The organism is Methylobacterium brachiatum (genome assembly GCF_020523825.1).
Classification (GTDB): domain Bacteria; phylum Pseudomonadota; class Alphaproteobacteria; order Rhizobiales; family Beijerinckiaceae; genus Methylobacterium; species Methylobacterium brachiatum.
In genome coordinates, this window is record NZ_JAJALK010000030.1 from 1 (window position 1) to 21,078 (window position 21,078).

At 62.2% G+C, this 21,078-nt stretch carries 18 protein-coding genes and 1 pseudogene; 12 read left to right on the forward strand and 7 right to left on the reverse strand.

The features are described from left to right. The 3 genes and pseudogenes from LGR69_RS30740 to LGR69_RS32280 form a co-directional block, all read right to left on the reverse strand. Positions 1-197: DUF485 domain-containing protein (locus LGR69_RS30740; protein ID WP_230368436.1), on the reverse strand; the 197-nt coding region annotated here is incomplete at its 3' end. A 712-nt stretch (positions 198-909) separates the two neighbouring features. Continuing rightward, positions 910-1,479: a LuxR C-terminal-related transcriptional regulator gene (locus LGR69_RS30745; RefSeq protein WP_230368438.1), complete on the reverse strand. Its 570-nt coding sequence runs from the start codon at positions 1,477-1,479 to the stop codon at positions 910-912. 893 nt (positions 1,480-2,372) lie between these two features. Next, positions 2,373-2,888: pseudogene (locus tag LGR69_RS32280) on the reverse strand (hypothetical protein); the annotation flags it as partial. A gap of 606 nt (positions 2,889-3,494) precedes the next feature. On the opposite strand from LGR69_RS32280, the gene LGR69_RS30750 reads away from it, so the two are divergent. Further along, the gene (locus LGR69_RS30750; RefSeq protein WP_230368439.1) at positions 3,495-3,800 is read left to right on the forward strand and encodes a hypothetical protein; all 306 of its coding nucleotides are present in this window, start codon (positions 3,495-3,497) and stop codon (positions 3,798-3,800) included. 31 nt (positions 3,801-3,831) lie between these two features. Then, positions 3,832-4,038 carry a hypothetical protein gene (locus LGR69_RS30755; protein ID WP_230368441.1) on the forward strand — a complete coding sequence of 69 codons (207 nt, stop codon included), beginning with the start codon at positions 3,832-3,834 and terminating at the stop codon, positions 4,036-4,038. Between the two features lie 1,025 nt (positions 4,039-5,063). On the opposite strand, the gene LGR69_RS30760 is transcribed toward LGR69_RS30755, so the two are convergent. From LGR69_RS30760 to LGR69_RS30770, 3 genes are all read right to left on the reverse strand, one after another. After that, positions 5,064-5,972 carry a helix-turn-helix domain-containing protein gene (locus LGR69_RS30760; RefSeq protein ID WP_230368442.1) on the reverse strand — a complete coding sequence of 303 codons (909 nt, stop codon included), beginning with the start codon at positions 5,970-5,972 and terminating at the stop codon, positions 5,064-5,066. A 964-nt stretch (positions 5,973-6,936) separates the two neighbouring features. Continuing rightward, the gene (locus tag LGR69_RS32345; protein WP_230368443.1) at positions 6,937-7,350 is read right to left on the reverse strand and encodes a hypothetical protein; all 414 of its coding nucleotides are present in this window, start codon (positions 7,348-7,350) and stop codon (positions 6,937-6,939) included. 239 nt (positions 7,351-7,589) lie between these two features. Then, positions 7,590-8,288, reverse strand: coding sequence for a TetR/AcrR family transcriptional regulator (locus tag LGR69_RS30770; protein ID WP_230368444.1), 699 nt, complete (start codon positions 8,286-8,288; stop codon positions 7,590-7,592). Between the two features lie 190 nt (positions 8,289-8,478). Between LGR69_RS30770 and LGR69_RS30775 the strand changes: the two genes are divergently transcribed. From LGR69_RS30775 to LGR69_RS32290, 9 genes are all read left to right on the forward strand, one after another. Next, complete coding sequence (locus LGR69_RS30775; RefSeq protein WP_230368445.1) at positions 8,479-9,684, forward strand: acyl-CoA dehydrogenase family protein; 1,206 nt, start codon at positions 8,479-8,481, stop codon at positions 9,682-9,684. A 16-nt stretch (positions 9,685-9,700) separates the two neighbouring features. After that, on the forward strand, positions 9,701-10,879 hold the full coding sequence (locus tag LGR69_RS30780) for an acetyl-CoA C-acyltransferase family protein (protein ID WP_230368446.1): 1,179 nt from the start codon (positions 9,701-9,703) through the stop codon (positions 10,877-10,879). 1 nt (position 10,880) lies between these two features. Next, complete coding sequence (locus tag LGR69_RS30785) at positions 10,881-11,648, forward strand: SDR family NAD(P)-dependent oxidoreductase (RefSeq protein WP_230368447.1); 768 nt, start codon at positions 10,881-10,883, stop codon at positions 11,646-11,648. A gap of 1,004 nt (positions 11,649-12,652) precedes the next feature. Beyond that, positions 12,653-13,672 carry a phosphotransferase family protein gene (locus LGR69_RS30790; protein ID WP_230368449.1) on the forward strand — a complete coding sequence of 340 codons (1,020 nt, stop codon included), beginning with the start codon at positions 12,653-12,655 and terminating at the stop codon, positions 13,670-13,672. Continuing rightward, complete coding sequence (locus LGR69_RS30795; protein WP_230368450.1) at positions 13,669-14,067, forward strand: DUF6285 domain-containing protein; 399 nt, start codon at positions 13,669-13,671, stop codon at positions 14,065-14,067. Before LGR69_RS30790 ends, LGR69_RS30795 begins: the two co-directional genes overlap by 4 nt. A gap of 56 nt (positions 14,068-14,123) precedes the next feature. After that, a complete protein-coding gene (locus LGR69_RS30800; protein WP_230368451.1) occupies positions 14,124-15,458 on the forward strand; it encodes an MFS transporter in 1,335 nt (444 codons plus the stop codon). A gap of 62 nt (positions 15,459-15,520) precedes the next feature. Continuing rightward, entirely contained in the window at positions 15,521-17,140 is a 1,620-nt protein-coding gene (locus tag LGR69_RS30805; RefSeq protein ID WP_230368469.1) for an AMP-binding protein, read from the forward strand. Between the two features lie 122 nt (positions 17,141-17,262). After that, positions 17,263-18,360 carry a 3-hydroxyacyl-CoA dehydrogenase gene (locus LGR69_RS30810; protein WP_230368452.1) on the forward strand — a complete coding sequence of 366 codons (1,098 nt, stop codon included), beginning with the start codon at positions 17,263-17,265 and terminating at the stop codon, positions 18,358-18,360. A gap of 151 nt (positions 18,361-18,511) precedes the next feature. Next, a complete protein-coding gene (locus tag LGR69_RS32290) occupies positions 18,512-18,703 on the forward strand; it encodes a hypothetical protein (RefSeq protein WP_412768917.1) in 192 nt (63 codons plus the stop codon). 142 nt (positions 18,704-18,845) lie between these two features. On the opposite strand, the gene LGR69_RS30815 is transcribed toward LGR69_RS32290, so the two are convergent. Next, positions 18,846-19,502: a GntR family transcriptional regulator gene (locus LGR69_RS30815; protein ID WP_230368453.1), complete on the reverse strand. Its 657-nt coding sequence runs from the start codon at positions 19,500-19,502 to the stop codon at positions 18,846-18,848. Between the two features lie 267 nt (positions 19,503-19,769). On the opposite strand from LGR69_RS30815, the gene LGR69_RS30820 reads away from it, so the two are divergent. Next, complete coding sequence (locus LGR69_RS30820) at positions 19,770-21,074, forward strand: MFS transporter (RefSeq protein ID WP_230368454.1); 1,305 nt, start codon at positions 19,770-19,772, stop codon at positions 21,072-21,074. The last annotated feature ends 4 nt before the right edge of the window (positions 21,075-21,078 follow it).

The following is a 21,078-nucleotide window of genomic DNA, read 5'->3' on the forward strand; positions in this document are numbered from 1 at the left end:
AGGCCGATGAAGCCGAAATAGACCACCAGCATCAGGCCGGTCAGGATCCAGGCGAACCGCGTGCGCTCGCCGACGAGCTCATTGAAAGCCGGGTTCGAGGTCACCAAGTCGGAACTGTTACTCGTCGAACTGCCGCTGCTAGCGCCGAGGTTGTATAACGAGCGCGCATCGGACTCTGGAGTATCGGAAGCGATCATCGCGTGTGCCACGTTGACTGAGACTATGGACGACGTGCACGGCATCGAATTCGCCAACACGCGTGAGCTTTGGAGAAAAGATGTTGCGTGATCACACGGAGCGGTACCGTTGATGGACACGTCGATCGACAACTAAGCGAACGCTGCGAGCAGAGGTTCCGGAGAACAACCCAATGTCTGAGAGTGCGCCGAAGCGCATCGGCCTGCGAAAGACGCCAGACCTGCTCTCCAAAATGGGCCAAGGAGCAACGCGTCGCTTTCTATTCCGTTAGATCCGCGGAGGAACCCAGCAATCGGTCCCACGGTCGGCAGCGAAGCTGCTTCAAGGCGCGTCTTCACGACCTTCTCCCTAACGGAAATCTTATCGTGACGTAGCTTTACGCGAAGTTCGCGGCCAGAGCTTCCGCAATCCGGCCGTTTTTACAAAAACGGGACATGATCTGTGAGCATGTGTGCTGCGAGCCTGGAGCTGTTGCTGAATTGCGACGAGCCGACCGCCGATCTTCTCTGGGTCGATATCTTTCGACGACCGGTTGGCCGTGACTCGCCGAAGTCTCCTCCAAGTGACAACTCCGCCTGCTACACCGGGCGGAGTTGGACCAAGCGCCTACACGGTACCGATCGATCGCTCCGAACGCGATGCGAGCGCTACGGAATCGTCAGCTTGTGTTCGTCTGCCCACATCCGCTTCGGGTAAAGAGTAGCCGGATATTCAGCCTTGTGCCGGATCTGGGCACTGAATCGCAGCGTCGGATAATATCGATGTTGAACCGACCGCTAATACAGCTATCTGGGTCCGACTGGTCAGGCACAATTTCCTTAGGATTATTGAGATATGCGCCTTTACTGTAGACTCTTTAACGCCGAGAGAACGTGCGATATGCTTGTTACTCATCCCCTGACTGATCAAGATTGTCACGCGCCTTTGTTGATGCGTTAAGCAAAGCAAACTACCGCCTGCTGACCCTTTCGGATCCTCTTGATCGTTCTTACCATCCCGTGTTGAAGTGGCCAGCGTGGAACTTGCTGCCTTGCCTGCAATTTCTGCGATCGTTCGAATGAAGTCGTCCCGTCCCGCCGACCTCGAGATGAAGACGGCGGATCCGTCGAGCAAGGCTCGCCGCGTAGTCGCCGCTGTGAGCAAAAGCACGGCGCTCGATCGTTGTGGGGTGTTGAAGCGCAGCAAGGCAAAACCGTCCGTTCCGCTCGGCCAACGTGTCGTTTCTTGAATCAAAAGACCGATCGTTTCGGTGCGCTCCGATTGGGAGTAGGCCTGTTCCATGCACCCCACTTCGTCGACCAACATATCTGGAAAGTTGGAACGTATAATTTCAGACAGGGCGTTTCGGAATATTGGCTGTCTATCAACGATTAGAACCCGCATTGGCGAGAGCCTCGAATGGGAACTTGCTGATCATGCGTTCCGTCGACAGCCGATGCCGGCATATAACTTTCCTCTGACTCGCGGCATGTCATCAACACTTGCTCCCTTCTGAGGATCTCGCACTTCGCTGATGGTACTGTGCGGCTCGCCTGCGCTAATGGCGCCCTGCGGCCAAGATCTGCCCAAAGGCAAGCAGTCTTTGCCGGTCTGCCACGTTCTTGAGGCTATGCCAGGCCCGCAGCACCTCGCGGGTGGGGTCGAGGTCTGACTGGTTGCTTCATCGTCCGAGAAAACCGGCTCGCAGACATTGAGCTCTACCGCAATGCGTCTGACCGTGTCTGCCGGCTGTTCGACGTTTTCGCGGCGGAAAAGCGAATCGGCTGGCATCGCGGCCTCCTAGCTGCACGGCTCAGGGGCGGCCGACCGGAGCATACCCTGTATGAGACGAGCAGGTTTTATAGCCACCGCACCGCGCCGATTTTTCGCAATCCAGACGCAACTTTCTAAAAAAGGACATATTCGAGCTGAACTGGATCGATATTCTGAGATCTGTAGCAGAAGTGTAACGTCGTCGCACATCGTGATTGCGAGGTGACGTGAAAAAAGGCGCATCCGCGATCGGATGCGCCGAAAGGTAGTTTGTGGTCTCGGGAACAAACCACCTCTTTATAGTGACGAAGTCGCCGGATACAACGGCCTTTCGACTGGCTGACTATGATTTTAAGAAACACATTATCTTGTCTGTTACGTCCTTTGCCTGCAGGGCTGAACCCGGTCTGAGGCCCATAATTTCAAATTGGTTCCGGAAATGGAAACGAATTGGCTGCTCCCCGGAATGCCTCCTCCATTCTGAAGGGAGGGTGGGGAAGTTCGCGGCCTATCGCGGTCTTGCCCTTCCGTGCGACACGAGTTCCTGTTTCATCGAGGGCTTGCTCGGCGCGCAGCCCCGGTAAAGCGGGAACTTGCGACGTGAGCTGCGGGAATGCGCGCCCTCCGGGACGGGCAGGTTGTCGAAGGACCCCTTCGGCTTGCGCGTGAGCGTGCGCTGCATCCACCGTACCGCCGCCTGCGGAGCGAGCGCGGGTTGGCCCCCGACGCTCCGTTGCTCGTGGCCACGGGTGACGTGATGCCTCCCCGGCCTGAGAGCCGGGGCTTCCATGCCCGAACGGACACGGCGTCTCGCACCCGAGACGGGCGATGTTCAGCGCAGCGTTTTGGTCGCGGTCGTGGTCCGCTCCGCGCGCGCTGCACGTCCATCGCCTGACCGCGAGCTCCGCTCGACCCCTTGGGCCGCTGATGCAGCCACAGGCCGAGCAGCTTGCCGCTGCCCTTCGTCAGATCGCGAAGCTGCTTCTTCGCCGCCCAAAGCTTGTCGCGCTCGGCTGAGCGGGCGCTGATCTCATTGGCGTAGTTCCAGACCGTGTTCACCGCGTTGGCAAGGACAGTCAGCCGCTTGCCACTCGTCGCGTCCTTGACGCGGTAGCTGAAGGTCTTGAGCACGGGGCCGGTCACGTCGCGATCCTGCCCGAAAACGGAGCGTGAACCAAGACTGTGGTGATCGCGGCTGACGCCGCGGGCGCGCCTACATCCTCTCCCTGAAGGGAAAGGAATTGGCGCGCGTGCCGCTAAACCGCGCGCAGGTCCACAAAAGGGAGTCACCACAGCGCGCGTTTCACAAGAAAATCTTCGCCGTCAAACAAACTCCGTGTTTCAAGCTTGACATGCCTTATCTCGACGATCTCCGATCCAATCGAGTCATGTCGTCGCAGTTTGAGGTGGCCGGAGCCCGCGCGCTAGAACCGCTTACGTTTTGCCGCGTTATGTGTGATTGTTCTCGCGCGCGCGACTCGAGCAAGGCACAAGAGCCGTCATAAGCGATTGAATTCTCTATGGTTTCCTACCCGGAGCACATGATGAGCACCGTCTACATGGAGCCTAACGTAGCCCGCGAGCGGTCATCTAACGGCGATGCACATCGACTCGGGGATACAATGCTGGACGAACGCGTTGAGCGAGCGGCGAGCGAGGCTGTCGCCGATGTCGCTATGAACGTGAGAGACTGGGGAGCGACCGACGAAGAAGCCCAGGCGGTGCAAGAGGCCATGCGCTTTGGTCTCCTGCGCCAGTTCGATAAAGCAGAAAGAACTCTGATTGACTCAGGGTTCGAGGGAAACATACTTAATATGCTTATGACAGAGATCAGGAGATCTGCAGCTTAGGCGGATCCAGCAAGCAAGGGCGGAACTCCCCATGGCTGAGAACAACGAAGCCGCATCCGATGGTGCGGTGCTGGAAGGTAACGTGCCGAAGCCACCGCCCGGTCCGATGGACCCTCAGAAGTCCGAACGCCATGCCCGGCTTGCCGGAAAGATGAGCCAGAAACTTCCCGCCATCGCGGAGGACGTTCGCAGGCGGTTTGAAGACTTAAAAAAAAAGAGCTTGAAATCGGGCGGTTGACCGGAGCATTTATTGGTGATGTGCATCATGCTCCCACAAGGATCGCTTTTTGGGCCATCGTTTTATCGTTTTTTCTTTTGATACTCTGCATACTAGGTCCCGATAAACCAGTTATCGACAAGATTGTCACTGGGTCCTTTGCGGTAATATCCGGCGCTTTAGGCTTCATATTCGGAAATAGATTGCGCAAGCCGCAGAAGATTGATCCTGGAGCCGGCTGACGAACAGCGAGGTCCCTGCTCTGCTTTAAATTTCACCTCACCGAAGGAAGGAGTGTGGACCAGCGGTCAGGAACTGACCGCGGCCGACAGGCCGGGAACTCCTCCCAGAGCCGCATAAGCGGCTTGGATTGGATCGTTCATGTTCTTCGCGCGCCCGTGCGGCGCTGGCTCCAAATGGTCCGACCAGCATCGTCTCTCAACGCGGCGCACCCGGCTCGGTTGGCTAGAAGACGCGCAAACCGGGCGTTCGCTTCGGCTATCGCTTCCGTTTCGGTCCGCGCAACAATCTGCTCGCTGGCAACCGAAAGGCCGCTCACACAGCGACGGTAGACAGAGCATTCAAAATGGAACACAGCCATACCATTGTTAAAGCAATGTTCCTGCCAAAACGAATGCTGATCGCGTTGGGGGGGGGGGACGATAAAAAGAAGGCCCGACGATCGGTCGGGCCGAGTCTACCCCGTTGTTGAGACGTGGGAAGCACAAAGGATGTAGCCCTAAGCGATCTCGGCGAGAGTGTTTCATGAGCTCTGCCGAGCGCGCTTGTACGAAGACGTCATGCCGATGTGATGGTAACTCAGATAGGCGGTTTTCAGGCCTTTGTCTTTGCATGTGCGGGAACGATTTGCTTAATTGAGAACGCGCCGCGAGGCACGATGCAGGCGAAGCTTCGCGGTGCTGAGTCTTGGGGGCAATCTGGGAAAGCCAACGCGCTCCGACATACGTCTGCGGCAGCGAAAATATTCCGGAAGCGCTCCCGGCCGGCGGTGGATCCCCGCCTAGGCCGACCCCACGTGAGATCCATCACGCCTCTCCGTTGGGTTGCGAAGGCCGCTCAGCGATGCGCGGGGGCCGCGAGCGGGATTGTGTCCGGAAATGTGAGGGGGGCACCTGCAGAATACGCTGAAAGGTGGCGGTCATCTGGCTATGGCCGGCAAACCCTGTCGCGTGAGCGATGTCGGCGAGCGACAAATCACCGGAGCGAATGAGATCGCAAGCACGGTCGATCCGGCGTCGGAGGATGTATTGATGCGGTGAGTGCCCGGTGGATTGTCGGAACGCCCTGCAGAGATAGCGCGTGCTGGTGCCAATCACGCCGGCCAACTCCGTCAGATCCAGCCGCTCCGAAAGCCGCGTCTCGATCGCATCGAGGATCCGCCGCAACTGCCGAGGGGCGAGACCGCCGCGCGCGCTCGTTCGTGACGGCGTATGCCGAGCAACGTAATGCACCAGCGCGGCGGCCAGGGTTTGCAGGAAGATCGGATCGACTTGGTCCGCACGGGCGATTTCGTCAGCGAAGACCGTCATGAGCTGGCCGATCGCCGCGTCAGTTGCGTCCGGCTGCCGATTGTCGGCGAACGGTCGCGCCGGGAGTATCGCAAAATCGTCACCGAGAACGGCTGCGACGAACTCTGGCGCGAGCATGAGATGGCGACCGCGCCCGCTGCCGTGCCAGCCACAGCGGACGGTCTGCCCCGGCGTGAAGACGGCTGCGCTCGGAGCAGCCGGGGCGTCGCACGGCATGTTCGTGGCCAGGCGCAGCGCGTCGGGACGATGAGAGATGTGCAGGCGCGTGGCGCGCCCTTCGCACGAGCCGGGAGCTGCATAACGGACGTCGTAAAAAGCCCAATCGGCAGTCGCGAGCTGGTGGGAAATGCTGGGCAACTCGCCGTAGTGGACCCAATCTGATTCCGGTGACAGAACTTGGCTCATCGCGGTCCTCCAAAGCCTGAGTCCCCGGACCCTTGATGCGTCCCGCCCACGCACGCGTGAATAGCCTCGGCTAGGTCGGGCCGGGAAGCTCGTCCGTCCCAGGCGATCTCGCGGTGGCCGGGCGGCGCGCATGATTGGAGGCGAAGGGTTTGCATCAGCAGCACTGCACAGGCGTCGAAGGAACGAGATTTTCAGAAGCGCCAGAAAGTTCCGGCAGCTTGGGCCGAAGGGGTCGCGCAATGCGCAGGTCGCGGTGACGGGGCGTCGCGCATCACGCCTGTCAATCGCTGTGGGCGCCGGCGTGCTGCACCTTCAGACCCGCGGATCGAAAGCGCATTCGCCGGCCGTCCATCTGCAGGACCACGGTTTGTTTCGTGCCGCGTACGAGGGGCGGGCGAACACCGCATCAGCGCGCGCGACGACTCTACCCGGGTCTGGGCTGACTGCGTCGGCAAAGCGGCGGCTTTGGCGCGAGCCGGGAGGCCGCAGCGCTCGAATGACCTGGAGGCACTGGTCCCGGACATGACATCGAGAACCGGATCCGCATCCGTCCGCGGTGTCTGGATCCGCTTGCACCGCGGCGGAAGCTCCGACGCAGAGGCTCTCAGATATGGCGGAATCTCCTGTGTTGCGGTGTATCAACTGACGCTGCGTCGCACCCAACCTGAGGCTCTCGTGCCCAATCTCTCAAGGTCCATTTTGTTACATCAGCGGCGAGGTCTCACAATTCGGCACTTAATTCAAAATTCCAGTTGTAGATTTGGAAAATCGTTCCGATTTCCACAAGTTCTGCCGTATGTGCCCACTGGATCCACCGCACCGATGTGGCCACAACATTCGGTTCTTTGTCATCCTGGGTTGATAACCCCATCTGACGTCTCGTCTCGATCACTGCGGGGCAGCGAGGAGGATTCCGCGACGTCGCTGTGGAACGAACCAAGAACGCTTCAGGCCGTCAAACCCGTCAACAATCCCAAATGAGGAATGGAGTGATGCCTCCCCGGCTTAAAAGCCGGGACTTCCATGCCCGAACGGACACGGCGTCTCGCACCCGAGACGGGCGATGTTCAGCGCAGCGTTTTGGTCGCGGTCGTGGTCCGCTCCGCACGCGCTGCACGTCCATCGCCTGACCGCGAGCTCCGCTCGACCCCTTGGGCCGCTGATGCAGCCACAGGCCGAGCAGCTTGCCGCTGCCCTTCGTCAGATCGCGAAGCTGCTTCTTTGTCGCCCAAAGCTTGTCGCGCTCGGCTGAGCGGGCGCTGATCTCATTGGCGTAGTTCCAGACCGTGTTCACCGCGTTGGCAAGGACAGTCAGCCGCTTGCCGCTCGTCGCGTCCTTGACGCGGTAGCTGAAGGTCTTGAGCACGGGGCCGGTCACGTCGCGATCCTGCCCGAAAACGGAGCGTGAACCAAGACTGTGGTGATCGCGGCTGACGCCGCGGGCGCGCCTACATCCTCTCCCTGAAGGGAAAGGAATTGGCGCGCGTGCCGCTAAATTTCCGCCTGCGAGCCCTTCTCAGCGGTCGCGGTCAAAGAACATGCGCGCGCTTAGGATCCTCCTCAGACACGGGAACTTGCGATGTAAGGTTCGCCGACTCTATGAGATATTAGATCAGTCTAAGTATTCGCGATCGCACGCTCCACGAAGGAGATAACTGTCGTAATATACGTGTCCACGGTCGTCTCTCGACGGCGATATTTGCTTCGCTTGACATACCAATCTTGCAGAAGCGGCTTGATGAGGGCGGCCGTCAAGTCGACATTTTCGACAGCGAAGCAACCCGCGTCAACGCCTTCCTGTAAGACGGAGGAGAAGATGCGCTCTGTCGCAAGCTCGCTCTCGACAGCTAGATGTCGGGCCGCGGGGGGGAAGGCTTTCGCCTCCATGTAGGCGAAGACAAACCATGGCCCCATCGCCTCGGTGAGGCGGATGTGAGTTTCGATGAGCCATCGCAGATGACGGCTCGGGTCGGCCCGTACGGACTTCGGAGCCTCGCTCAGCGCGCTCTCAACGGACGAAGCGACTTCCGTGAGGATCATCACGAGGAGTGTGCTCTTATTGTCAAAATAAGAATACAGTCCGCCCATGCTGAGCCCGGAAGCTTCCGCGAGATCGCGGAGTGTGGTGGCGTGAAACCCGGTGCGGCTCGACAGCGTGAGTACCGCGTCGATGATGCGCGCCAGATTGGCCGTGGCAACATGCGGTTTACGCACGCTGATCGTATCCCGATGGCGCTTAAGAATACGTCCGCAGATCGCCTCCAGTGCGTAAGTGTCAGTTGCCGCCTCCGTCTGGACCGCCGTGGAACCTGCCATCGTCCTCCGCCCGCAATGAACGACCTCTGCCTCGTCTAACATAGGCGCGGTGGCACGCGGTTCGCCGCTGATGGCGGGGCGCCAAAAATTTCCCGATTTTCGAACTTCCCACGTCTGCGCTCTATTGCCTGACAGCAGACCTCAGTTCATAAAGCGAGCGCTCGCTCGATTTTTGGAGCCAAGATAGCTGATGGAGTTCTCACTCGCTCCGCGCATCGAAGCGTATCGCCGTCGGACTGCGGCCTTCGTCGAGACGGAGCTGCTTCCACTCGAGGGCGATCCCAATGCTTTCGACGGGCACGGCAACATTGCGCTGCCGCTTCTTGATGAGCTGCGCGCGAAGGCGAAGGCAGAAGGTCTCTGGTGCCTTCAGCTGAAGCCCGAGACCGGGGGCGCCGGGCTCGACAAGGTCGGCATGGCGGTCTGCTACGAGGCGATGAACCGCTCGATCTTCGGGCCGGTCGTGTTCAACTCGGCCGCGCCGGACGACGGCAACATGATGGTGCTGGAGAAGGTCGCGACCCCGGCCCAGAAGGAGCGCTGGCTTGCGCCGATCGTGGACGGACGGGTCCGCTCGGCCTTCGCGATGACCGAGCCGCATCCTGGCGGCGGCTCCGATCCCGGCATGATCCAGACCCGGGCCGAACGCCGGGGCGACACCTACGTGGTCACCGGCCGGAAATGGTACATCACCGGCGCCGAGGAAGCCGACCACTTCATCCTGATGGCCCGCACTTCCGACGACGCGCGGAAAGGTCTGACCGCGTTCCTGTTCCACAAGGACCAGCCCGGCTGGCGGATCCTGCGCCGCATCCCGATCATGGGACCGGAGGAGCATGGCGGCCATTGCGAGCTGCTGTTCGAGGGGCTGGTGATCCCAGCCGAGAACATCCTGATGAACGAGGGCGACGGCCTGAAGCTCACGCAGATCCGCCTCGGCCCGGCACGGCTGACCCACTGCATGCGCTGGCTGGGCCTGTCGAAGCGCTGCGTCGAGATCGCCCGGGCCTACGCGGCCGAGCGCCACGGCTTCGGTATCCGCCTGGCCGACCGGGAGAGCATCCAGCTGATGCTGGGCGACCTCGCCATGCGGATCGAGATCGGCCGCCTGCTGGTCATGAAGGCCGCCTGGGCGCTCGACCAGGGCAGCTTCGCCCGCAAGGAAGTCTCGATGGCCAAGGTCCACGTGGCCAACCTGCTGCACGCGGCCGCCGACGTGGCGATCCAGATCAACGGCGCCCGGGGCTATTCCACCGACACGCCGCTCGAATGGATCTACCGCTACGCCCGGCAGGCGCGGCTGGTGGACGGGGCCGACGAGGTTCACAAGATGGTGCTCAACCGAAACCTGGAAGCCGAGGGCGATGCCTTCTGGTCGTGGCCGGTGAGCGCGTAAGCGGGAGATGACGAGCATGACCGACGTCGTGATCACAGGCGCAGTGCGGACCGCGATCGGCACCTTCGGCGGTGCGCTGGCCGCGATCCCGCCCTCCGAACTCGCGGCCCGATGCATCGCGGAGGCGCTGCGCCGGGCCGGCACGCAGCCGGAGGCGGTCGGGCACGTCGTCCTCGGCAACGTGATCCCGACCGAGCCGCGGGACGCCTACATCGCCCGCGTCGCGGCCATGGAGGGCGGCATCCCCAAGGAGGTGCCGGCCATGACGGTCAACCGCCTCTGCGGCAGCGGCCTCCAGGCGATCGTCTCGGCGGCGCAGTCCATCCTGCTCGGCGATGCCGACACGGCGGTGGCCGGGGGCGCCGAGAGCATGAGCCGTTCGCCGCATCTCCTGAAGAACGGGCGCACCGGGCAGCGCATGGGCGACGCGGTGCTGGTCGATTACATGCTCGGTGCGCTGAGCGACCCGTTCGGAAACGGCCATATGGGCGTGACCGCCGAGAACATCGCGGAGCGTTACGGCATCCCCCGCGAGACGCAGGATGCCTTCGCCGCCGAGAGCCAGGCTCGTGCGGCTCGGGCGATCCAGGAGGGCCGGTTCCGCGAGCAGATCCTGCCCGTCGAGATCCAGCGCAAGCGCGAGACGGTGGCGTTCGACACCGACGAGCACCCGAAATCGACCAGCGCCGAGGACCTCGCCAAGCTGCGCCCCGCCTTCTCCAAGACCGGCAGCGTCACGGCCGGCAACGCCTCGGGCCTCAACGACGGCGCCGCCGCGCTGGTGCTATCGAGCGCGGCCCGCGCGGAGCGCGCCGGCCGCACGCCGCTCGCGCGCATCGTCGGCTACGCCCATGCGGGCGTGGATCCGTCCGAGATGGGCATGGGCCCGGTTCCGGCCGTGCGGCGGCTGCTGGAGCGCACGGGCCTGCGCGCGGCGGATTTCGACGTGATCGAGTCGAACGAGGCCTTCGCGTCCCAGGCCTGCGCGGTGTCGCGCGAACTCGACCTCGACCCCGCCAAGGTCAATCCCAATGGCGGTGCCATCGCGCTGGGTCACCCGATCGGTGCCACCGGCGCGATCATCACCGTGAAGGCACTCTACGAGCTGGCCCGCAGCGGCGGGCGCTACGGTCTGGTGACCATGTGCATCGGCGGCGGCCAGGGGATCGCCCTGGCGGTCGAGCGGCTGCACTGAGATGGCGAACGCCTTCGATCTCGCCGGCCGGCACGTCCTGGTGACCGGCGCGTCGAGCGGCCTCGGCCGCCACTTCGCCGGGACGCTGGCGCGGGCCGGCGCGCACCTGACCCTCTGCGCGCGGCGGGCCGATGCCCTGGCCGAGACCGTCACCCGCGTCGAAGGGGAGGGCGGCCAGGCCCACGCGGTGGTGATGGACGTGACCGACGCGGCGAGTGTCGAGCAGGCGCTGGATGCCGCGGAGGCGCGGTTCGGTCCCGTCCGGGTGCTCGTCAACAATGCCGGCGTCACCGCGACGAAGCCCGCGCTCGACCTCAACGAGGCCGATTGGGATGCGGTGCTCGACACGAACCTGAAGGGCGTCTGGCTGGCCGCTCAGGCGGCCGGACGGCGCATGGCCCGCCACGGCGCCGGCGGCAGCATCGTCAACATCGCGTCGATCTTAGGGTTGCGGGTCGCTGGCGGGCTCGCGCCCTACGCTGCCTCGAAAGCGGGGGTCGTTCAACTCACCAAGAGCCTGGCCCTCGAATGGGCGCGCCACGGGATCCGGGTGAACGCCCTCGCGCCGGGCTACATCAAGACCGAGCTGAACGACGCGTTCTTCGAGTCCGATGCCGGCACGGCCCTGATCAGGCGCATACCGCAGCGCCGGCTTGGCGAGGCGGCCGAACTCGACGGCCCGCTGCTGCTGCTCGCCTCCGATGCCGGCGCCTACATGACCGGAAGCGTCGTCGCGGTGGATGGCGGGCACTTGGTGTCGAGCCTGTGATGCGCATTGAAGTCTTCTCTGATCCCATGCCGAAGGCTCCCGCTCAAAACATCTTCCCCGGCCTTAAGACCGGGGACGTTCGGAGGCCGTGAGGTCTCGTTCTGTCGACGTTTCGGAGAGCTGTCGATGAGAATCCTCCCCGTCCAGCAACGATGTGTCAGCACGACTGACAATGCAGCGACAGAAATCCAAAAGCGCCACACGAGCGCATTCGTTCTTGGTAAGATTGGTGGCGCGCGTCGTCCACGTGAAAACCGATCAGTCGTCGCGGCCATAGAAGTTCAGACCGGTCTTCGGCATTATGTAATCGAGAGGTATATTACCTATAGACGCCGTCTTCTCCCCTGCGTAGATGCAATACCACCTTTGTTTGTCGGCCGGAATTTTGCGGCTTTCCCAGTTTTGTGCATGTCCAAAGCGCCAACGCGACCGTTCTCGAAACGATCATTCAAGGAAAACGGCGGCGCTCGCAGGTCTTGGTCTACTGCAAGCGTCGTAAGTCTCAGCCAAGCACCGGCGGATCCGCGATCGCTGGCCAGACAGGCTCGCAGCGAGGGCGCAATCCGCGCGGCGGAAGCTATTCGTCGGCACTTTACCTCCGCACACGATGCAGGGACGTTTCGCGGACCGCTCAGCGTACCTGTGTTTTCGACAAGCCTTGGCCGAAACATCGAGCGCGTCGGCCCGGGACCGGCATCTCGGCGCCCTTCCATCATCGCCACGGGAGGCTTCGCAAGAACAGCAGAGCCCATCTGCGATGCGCGCGCGCTCAGTGTTGCTGAACCGCAGCATAGAACATCGCTGCAGATTAGGATTGTAAGTCGACCGACATACGTCCGCAAACTACCGGAACAAGGATTACTGCTCCGGGGGCAGCAGCGTGTAGCGGCAGCCGCGCGCGATCGCGCTTCGTTCCTAGAGCCGCCCCCGCATCTGACCAACGATGCGCCACGCGCGTACGCGCGCTCTCCCCGGCCTGAAGGCCGAAACGTCATGGGTTTCCGATGATCGGTGACGATCGCAAGGCAGCCTTGCAGGCTTGGCTGGCGAAACGGCTCGAGCGGCCGGATCTCATCCTCGATTGCGTCCAACCACTGGGCGGCGGCTCCATCCAGGAGAACTGGCGGTTGACTTGCCGGCTGGGCGAGGAGGTCCGCAGCTTCGTGCTTCGCAAAGACGCAGCGGCCACGATCGCCTCGAGCCGTTCACGCGCGGAGGAGTTCGCGATTCTGCAGGTCGCGTACGACGCTGGTATATGCACGCCCGAGCCGATCGGGTTCTGCCACGAGACTGGAGTGCTCGGAGCGCCCTTCGCCGTGATGGCCCTTGTCCAGGGTGTCGGTCTGGGCCCTCGAGTTGCCAAGGATCTGTCGCTCGGCGGTGATCGCGACCGGCTCGCGGAGCGGCTCGGCCGCGAGCTCGCGCGCATCCATGCGATCCGGCCACCTCAGGACGCCCTCTCTTTTCTCGGGCAACCGGACCCGGAGCCAGCCCTTGCGGTCATCCACAGCCTCCGAGACAAGTTGGACGTGCTCGGCGCCCTGCGACCTTCACTCGAGTGGGGTTTGCGATGGGCGCAGCTCAATGCGCCCGACGTTGAGTTATCGAGCTTGATCCACGGAGACTTCCGCACCGGCAATTACATGGTCGATGCCGACGGCCTCGTCGCGATCCTCGATTGGGAATTCGCCACCTGGGGGGATCCGATGTCGGATCTCGGTTGGTTCTGCGCCGAGTGTTGGCGCTTTGGCCAGACCGAGAAGGAGGCTGGTGGCATCGCCTCGCGCGCAGCCTTCTACGGCGGGTACGAGGCCCAGGGCGGCAGGCGCGTCGACGATACCGCGGTGCGCTATTGGGAGATCGTCGCACACCTTCGCTGGGCTGTGATCGCGCTAGAGCAGGGTCACCGGCACATCTCCGGAGCCGAGCGTTCACTCGAACTCGCGTTGACCGGCCGTCTCGTCCCTGAACTGGAATTGTCCACCCTGCGGGCGACAACGCCGGATGGCTGGAGACGCCGATGATGCACGACCAGCCCTCGGGCACTGCTCTTCTTGACGCTGCACGCGAAGCACTCAGCGGCGAGATCACTCCGAGTTTGACGGGCCGAGCCCGTTACGTTGCTGCCATGATTGTCAACGCGCTCGGCATTGTCGCCCGCGAAATCGACCAGGGCGGTGAGGCCGCCCGTGCCTGGGACGAGGTTCTCGCGTGTGTCGGTCCAGGAGGATCACGCGAGGCGCTGGTGGCTGCCATCCGTGCGGGCCGCCATGATGCCGATCCAGAACTCCATGCTGCCCTGGTCGAGGCTGCTACGGTTGCAGCCGAGATCTGGAAACCGCGCGCTTTGACGCCCGCAGACCAGAAGCCCGCTGGCCTTCGGGCGCCGTCGGAAGATGTGGGTACGACACACGGGTGACCGCGGAAAGCCGCAGGAAGCGGCGCAGTCGATCACTCATCGGGGAGGACGAAACCATGCCAACGAGCACAGTCGACATCTACGAAGGTCATCCCGCGATCCACGAAACTCAATCCGAAGTTTACGGAAAGGTGATCCGGCGTCTCATTCCGTTGCTGTTCGTCTGCTACGTGCTGTCATACCTCGACCGGATCAACGTCGGGTTTGCGCAATTGCAGATGAAATCGGACCTCGGCTTCAACGACGCCGTATACGGACTGGGAGCCGGAATTTTCTTTATCGGCTACTTTCTTTTTGAAGTACCTAGCAATCTACTCCTCGAACGGATCGGAGCACGCGCAACAATTACCCGGATCATGGTAATTTGGGGTTTAATTTCGGCGTCAATGGCCTTCGTAAACGGGCCAGTGTTGTTTTACTGTCTGCGCTTTCTTTTGGGTGTGTTCGAGGCTGGCCTTTTTCCAGGCATCATCCTTTACTTCACCCACTGGTTCCCCGGTAGATATCGGGCACGAATCATAGCGATTTTCATGAGCGGTATCGCCGTCGCCGGCGTGATCGGTGGTCCTATCTCCGGCTTCATTATGAACAGCCTGGACGATGTCGGCGGCCTGAAAGGCTGGCAGTGGATGTTCATCCTTGAAGGGCTGCCCACCACTCTGGTCGGCGTCATCGTCATGGCCTATCTAGATGACAAGCCCGAGGATGCCCGCTGGCTGTCCGCCGAGGAGAAGGCGCTGATCCGTCACACTCTCGCTCATGAGCGGGCGGCTGCCGGTGGAGGCGATCGACATACGTCCTGGTCGGCGTTCCGTGACAAAAAAATCTACGTGCTCGCGTTCAGCTACTTCTGCTTCATTTGCGGCGTTTACATGATCAGCTTCTGGTTGCCAACGCTGATCAAAGAGATGGGTGTTAAAGACTCGCTCCAAATTGGACTGCTCGCGGCGATTCCTTACAGTATAACCTCTGTAGGGATGATCGCCATCGGCTATCGCTCGGACCGAACCCTCGAGCGGCGCTGGCATTGCGCGCTTCCTGCCTTTCTGGGAGCGCTGGCATTGATCGGACTGACTTACGCCGGCGGCCACGCGGTGCTGTCGTTCGCTCTGCTGTCACTCGCCTCGCTCGGCATTATCACGACAATGCCGCTGTTCTGGTCCATCCCCACCGCATATCTCAAAAGCTCGTCGGCGGCCGGCGGCATCGCGCTGGTCAACAGCCTCGGTTTGACCGGAGGGTTTCTCAGCCCCTTCATCCTGGGCTGGATCAAGACGGGCACCGGCAGCCTCGATCTCGGAAACTGGCTTATGGCCGCCATGATGATCGCCGGAGGCGCCGTCATCTTGTTCGCCGTGCGGCCCGGGATGTTGAACGAAAGCCGGATCTGAGCCCAGCCGCCTCCTATCAGGAGGCGGCTGTTCGCGCCCACCATTCCGCCGTGAGCCAGACCATGTCCCATGTTTTCGAGTCGGGGCTCGATGCCGGGCCAGCCAACTTCGCGCCATTGACGCCGGTGAGCTTCCTGGTCCGCGCTGCGAGCGGCCTCGGCCATCGCGTCGCGGTGATCGACGGCGATCGACGCATTACCTACGCGGCGCTCTATGCCCGCTGCCGCCGCTTCGCTTCCGCCATGGCGCGGCGCGGCATCGGACACCTCGATACGGTGGCCATTCTGGCCTCGAACACGCCCGAGATGATCGAAGCACATTTCAGCGTGCCGATGCTGGGTGCGGTGTTGAATCCGCTGAATACGCGTCTCGACCCGGCGACAATCGCTTTCTCCTTGAGCCACGGAGGGGCCAAGGTGCTGATCGTCGATGGCGAACACGCCGGTCTGGCTGCCGCATCGCTCGCGCTTGTGGACCGCCGACCCCTCGTCGTAGGCGTGTCGGCAAGCGGAAGTTTCGATGCCACTCCCGACGTGCTCGACTACGAAGCGCTCCTCGCGGAGGGCGATTCAGAGGATGCTTGGGCCGGCCCGGCAGACGAGTGGCAGTCGCTGTGTCTGCTCTACACCTCCGGCACAACGGGCGATCCTAAGGGAGCCGTCTATAGTCATCGGGGCGCCTACCTACAGGCGCTCGGTAACGCTCTCACCTTCGGCCTCAGTCAGGACAGCGTGTACCTCTGGACGCTTCCGATGTTTCACTGCAGCGGCTGGTCATATCCCTGGGCGGTGGTTGCGGCCGGTGGGACCCAGGTCTGCCTGCGCAAGGCCGATCCGGCCGTGATCTTCGGGCTCATCGCCGAGCATCGCGTCACGCACCTGTGTGGGGCTCCTGTCCTCTTGTCGATGATGGCGCAAGCGCCGGCCTCGCAACGACTTCCGTTCTCGCATACAGTTCGATGCGCCATCGGCGGCGCGGCGCCACCTTCGACGGTTCTGCGCTCCGTAGAAGCCATGGGTTTCGCAGTGGCCCAACTCTACGGCGCCACGGAGACCTACGGACCTGGCACGGTCTGCCTGCAACAGGCCGAATGGGCCGGTCTGAGCGAGGAAGAACGCTACGCTCGCATGGCACGTCAGGGCATCGCGCTTCCAACCGTAGCCGAACTCGCCGTGGTCGACCCCGGAGATCTAACCCCGGTGCCGCGCGACGGCCGCACGGTCGGTGAGATCGCTATGCGCGGCAATACAGTGATGAAAGGTTATCTCAAGAACCCGGATGCGACCGCCCGGACCTTGCGGGAGGGCTGGTACCTGTCAGGGGATCTCGCCGTATGGCATCCCGATGGCGCGATCGAAATCAGGGATCGAGCCAAAGACATCATCATCTCCGGTGGCGAAAACATCTCAAGTCTCGAAGTGGAAGAGGTCCTGACTCGGCACCCCTCGGTCCTGTTCGCAGCGGTTGTCGCGAAGCCAGACCCGACCTGGGGCGAGAGTCCGTGCGCCTTCCTCGAACTCAAGCCGGATGCGCCACCGGTAACCGCGGACGAGATCGTCGCCTTTTGTCGAAATCATCTCGCCCGCTTCAAAATCCCCAAGGCTGTCGTTTTTGGGCCATTGCCGAAGACGGCAACAGGGAAGATCCAGAAATTCGTTCTGCGAAGCCGGGTACGTGTCTGATCGTTATCATCGAGAAGTAATATCGCGCGCCTTCTTCGATCCGACGGCCGGCAGCAGCGGCGGAAGTGCCTGGTTGGACAAGGCGCTCGAAGCGAAAACTTCCCCTTAAACGGAGATCTTCCATGGCGATGAAGCTGTCGATCGTTGGCTGTGGCCTTATGGGAGGTGGTATCGCCATCGATGCGGCGCGACACGGCATAGGCGTGCGCGTCTACGATACGCGGCCGGAAAGTACAGATGATCTCCACCGGCGGGCCGCCGGCGTCTACGCGCGTTGGGTCAAAAACGGTCGCATGACGCAAGAGGCGGCCAGGGCTTCTCTCGCCCGCATCGCACCGACTGGGACGCTCGCGGAAGTCGGTGACGCAGACCTTATCATCGAGGCAATTTTTGAAGACCTTACCCTCAAGAGAGGCCTGATGGCGGCCCTCGCGCAACATCTCGGACCGGATACGATCGTCGCTACAAACACCAGCGCGCTGCGCGTAGGAGCAATTGCAGAGGATCTTACGTTCGCAGACCGGGTTCTCGGACTGCATTACTTCAGTCCCGCTGAAGTTTCACCCTTGGTTGAGGTGGTCCGCGCTCCGCATACAAGCGAGGTGGCGGTGGCCCGCGCCCTAACGTTCCTGACCGAGACGCGGAGAACCCCCCTGCCCTGCGCCGATTCGCCAGGCTTTGCCATCAACCGCTTCTTCTGCCCTTATTATAACGAAGCCGTGCGATTGGTCGAAGATGGGCTCGCCACGCCTTCGGAAGTGGACGTGGTCGCTCGCGAACGTCTCGGGGTCGCCGCCGGGCCGTTTACTGTTTTGAACCTCATCGGTTTACGCGTCGCGAGTCGCGCTATGGAAAACCTCGCCTCACTTGGCCCATTCTATGCGGCGAGCTCGGAACTGTTGGTTCGAGCCGATCGAAATACCCCTTATTCGATCGCGGATGATGCGACCGTCCCAGAAAGCAGCGACCTCATCGAGGATCGTCTCGTCGCGGCTTTGGCGGTGCCCGCGCTCGAATTGCTGGAAGAGGGCGTCGCCGGGCGGGAGGAGACGGACCGCGGCGCCGTCATGGCACTCAAGTTCGAGCGTGGCCCGTACGCCTTGATCCGGAGCTATCCTGTTACCCGGGTTGGAGCGGCGATCGAAGCCATATGTAAGCGTTATCAACACCCGCCCCCCTCCGCGGACACAATCGGCAGTGTGTTGTCCAATGTAGATTGATGTCGCCCGCCGGTTTTATATGATCGAATAACGGTCGAGGCCCCTAGTCGTGTTTCTCGCACCGTTCCGCCTAAATATCAAAGCTGCAACTTGGGAATCCTTGAGCTGTGGAAGCCTTTGACGTCGCCGTCGTGGCGGGGGAAAGATCTACCTGCTCGTCAAATACCCGACGAAGGTGCGGCTCTCGGAACTCGTCTACAGCTTGAAGGGCGTGTTGAGCCGCCTGCGCAAGAAAGAGTTTTCGGAGATCGCCCGGTTCCGGTCGGTAAAGAAGAACCGCGGCGTGCTATGGACTCCGAGCTGCTCCGCGGTTCAGTCGACGGCGCGCCGCGGTCAACCTTGAAGCAGCACATCGCGGCCCAGGTCGCCAGGATCGCGGCCGACGCCGCGGGCACGCCTACATCCTCTCCCTGAAGAGAGGCGAATTGGCACGCGTTCCGCCAAGCATCAGATTTCGACAACTGGTTGCGCGCCTTCTGACGGTCTCATGCTCCTTCCGGCTCGATTCGAACCCGCTCATAGGCTTCGACAACATGCCGGCGCATCAGATCTGCAGCGCCGGCCGCGTCACCGAAGATCATACGTTCGAGAATGCGGCTGTGCTCCTGCCACACGCTGATCGACATGCCCGGATAGCGGAGCACCTGCCCCATCGCCCGGCGCAGGTGAAGCCAGTGAAGGCGCATAGTTTCACCGATGATCGGGTTGCCGGACAGCTCGTAGATGAAGGCATGGAAATCCATGTCGGCCTGGAGCGTGGCGCGCGCGTCGCCCGCCACCACCAAGTTGCGACCGTGTTCCACTAGCGAGCGCCCTCGCACGATCGCGTTCTTGGTCAGACGCTGTGTCGCGAGGCTGACCGCGAGCGGCTCGACGGCCGAGCGGAATTGATAGATCGCCTGGAAAAATTCGGGTTCGACGGCGGTAACGGTGAGCCCGCGACGGCCTGACTGCATCAGGAAGCCCTGCGCCTTCAGCACCGCGAGAGCATGGGTAACAGGCTGACGTGACACGCTGAGCCGGGCCGCGATGTCGTCCTGCGTGAGGCGTTCGCCAGGCTTGAACGTGCCATCGCACAAGGCGTCCAATATCACATTATAGGCTTGATCGACGAGGCTCGTCGACGGCTCGAGTGACTGCAAGCCCCGTCCTCCGGTACGCGAACTCGACAACCGTATCACGCCCGCTTGACAGAAGAGCAAGCGCTCTGCACGCTGCGTTCGGTGTACTGAATTCCGAGTTCGAATTTTCTAACTGGCGCCGAACAGCAATCGTCTGGCCGGAGCGCCACCGGCGCGCTCCCTAAGAAAAGAGAATGGGATTGTGATCGGCAAACGCCGACAGAATTTTCCAGGGTTAATCCGCCAAATCACAAGAAGAGACTATCAACAACATAGAGGGAGGACGTCATGTCGAGCGGTCTCACGCTGGCCCCCGTCACCGATCTGCCTTCGCGCGATGCTCTCTACGGCCGGTTGCTGCGCAGGATCGTGCCGTTCTTGCTTCTCTGTTACGTCGCGGCCTACCTCGACCGCGTCAATGTCGGCTTCGCCAAGCTACAGATGCTGAGCGACCTGAAATTCAGTGAAACGGTGTACGGGTTGGGAGCGGGCGTGTTCTTCGTTGGCTACGCCTTATTTGAGGTCCCGAGCAACATCATCATGGTGCGATTTGGTCCGCGCTACTGGATCGCGCGAATCATGATCACCTGGGGCGTGATCTCGGCCGCGATGATGTTCGTCACGTCGCCGACGAGCTTCTACGTCCTGCGCTTCCTGTTGGGTGTGGCGGAGGCCGGATTTATCCCGGCGATCATCTACTACCTGACCATTTGGTTCCCCTCCGCCTATCGCGGCAAAGCCTCAGCGCTGTTCCTGGCGGGGATCCCGCTCTCGGGCATCGTCGGAGGCCCGCTGTCGGGCTGGATCATGACCGCCTTCCACGGAGCGACCGGCCTCCAGGGATGGCAGTGGATGTTCCTGATCGAAGGCCTGCTCGCCTCGCTGCTCGGGATCGTCTGCCTGTTCCGGCTCGACGACGACGCGGCCTCGGCGGCTTGGCTCACACAGGACGAGAAACAGCAGATCGCCGCCGACATTGCCGCGGAGGCGCGCGAGAAGCCGTTGCACACCGCTCGCCACGGTCTGACCAGCGGCCGGATCTGGCTGCTCAGCGGCACCTACTTCTTCTTCACCATGGGTCTTTACGGTCTCAGCTTCTGGCTGCCGACAATCATCCGCGATAGCGGGGTCAAGGATCCGCTGACCGTCGGCTTGCTCACCGCGATCCCCTACACGGGGGCGCTGGCGACGATGTACATCGTCGGATTAAGTTCGGACCGCCAGCGCGAGCGGCGTTGGCATCTCGCGGTCCCCGCCCTCGTGGGAGCGGCGGGGCTCATCGCCAGCGTGCTGGTGGCCCACAGCCCCGCCATGGCACTCGCCGCTCTCACGGTCGCGTCCGCCGGCACCCTCACCTGCATCCCACAATTCTACACTCTGGCACCGAGCGTTCTTACGGGCGCGGCAGCGGCGACCGGCCTCGCGGTGGCGAACTCAGTGGGCAGCGTCGCGGGCTTCGTCAGTCCGTACCTCTTGGGCTGGGTCAAGGACGCCACCGGCAGCACCGGACAGGGGGTGATGGTGCTCGGCGCCACGCTCGTGGTCGGCGCGCTCCTAGTCTTCATCAACCCGGCCCGGCTCGTGAACCGCTGAGCGG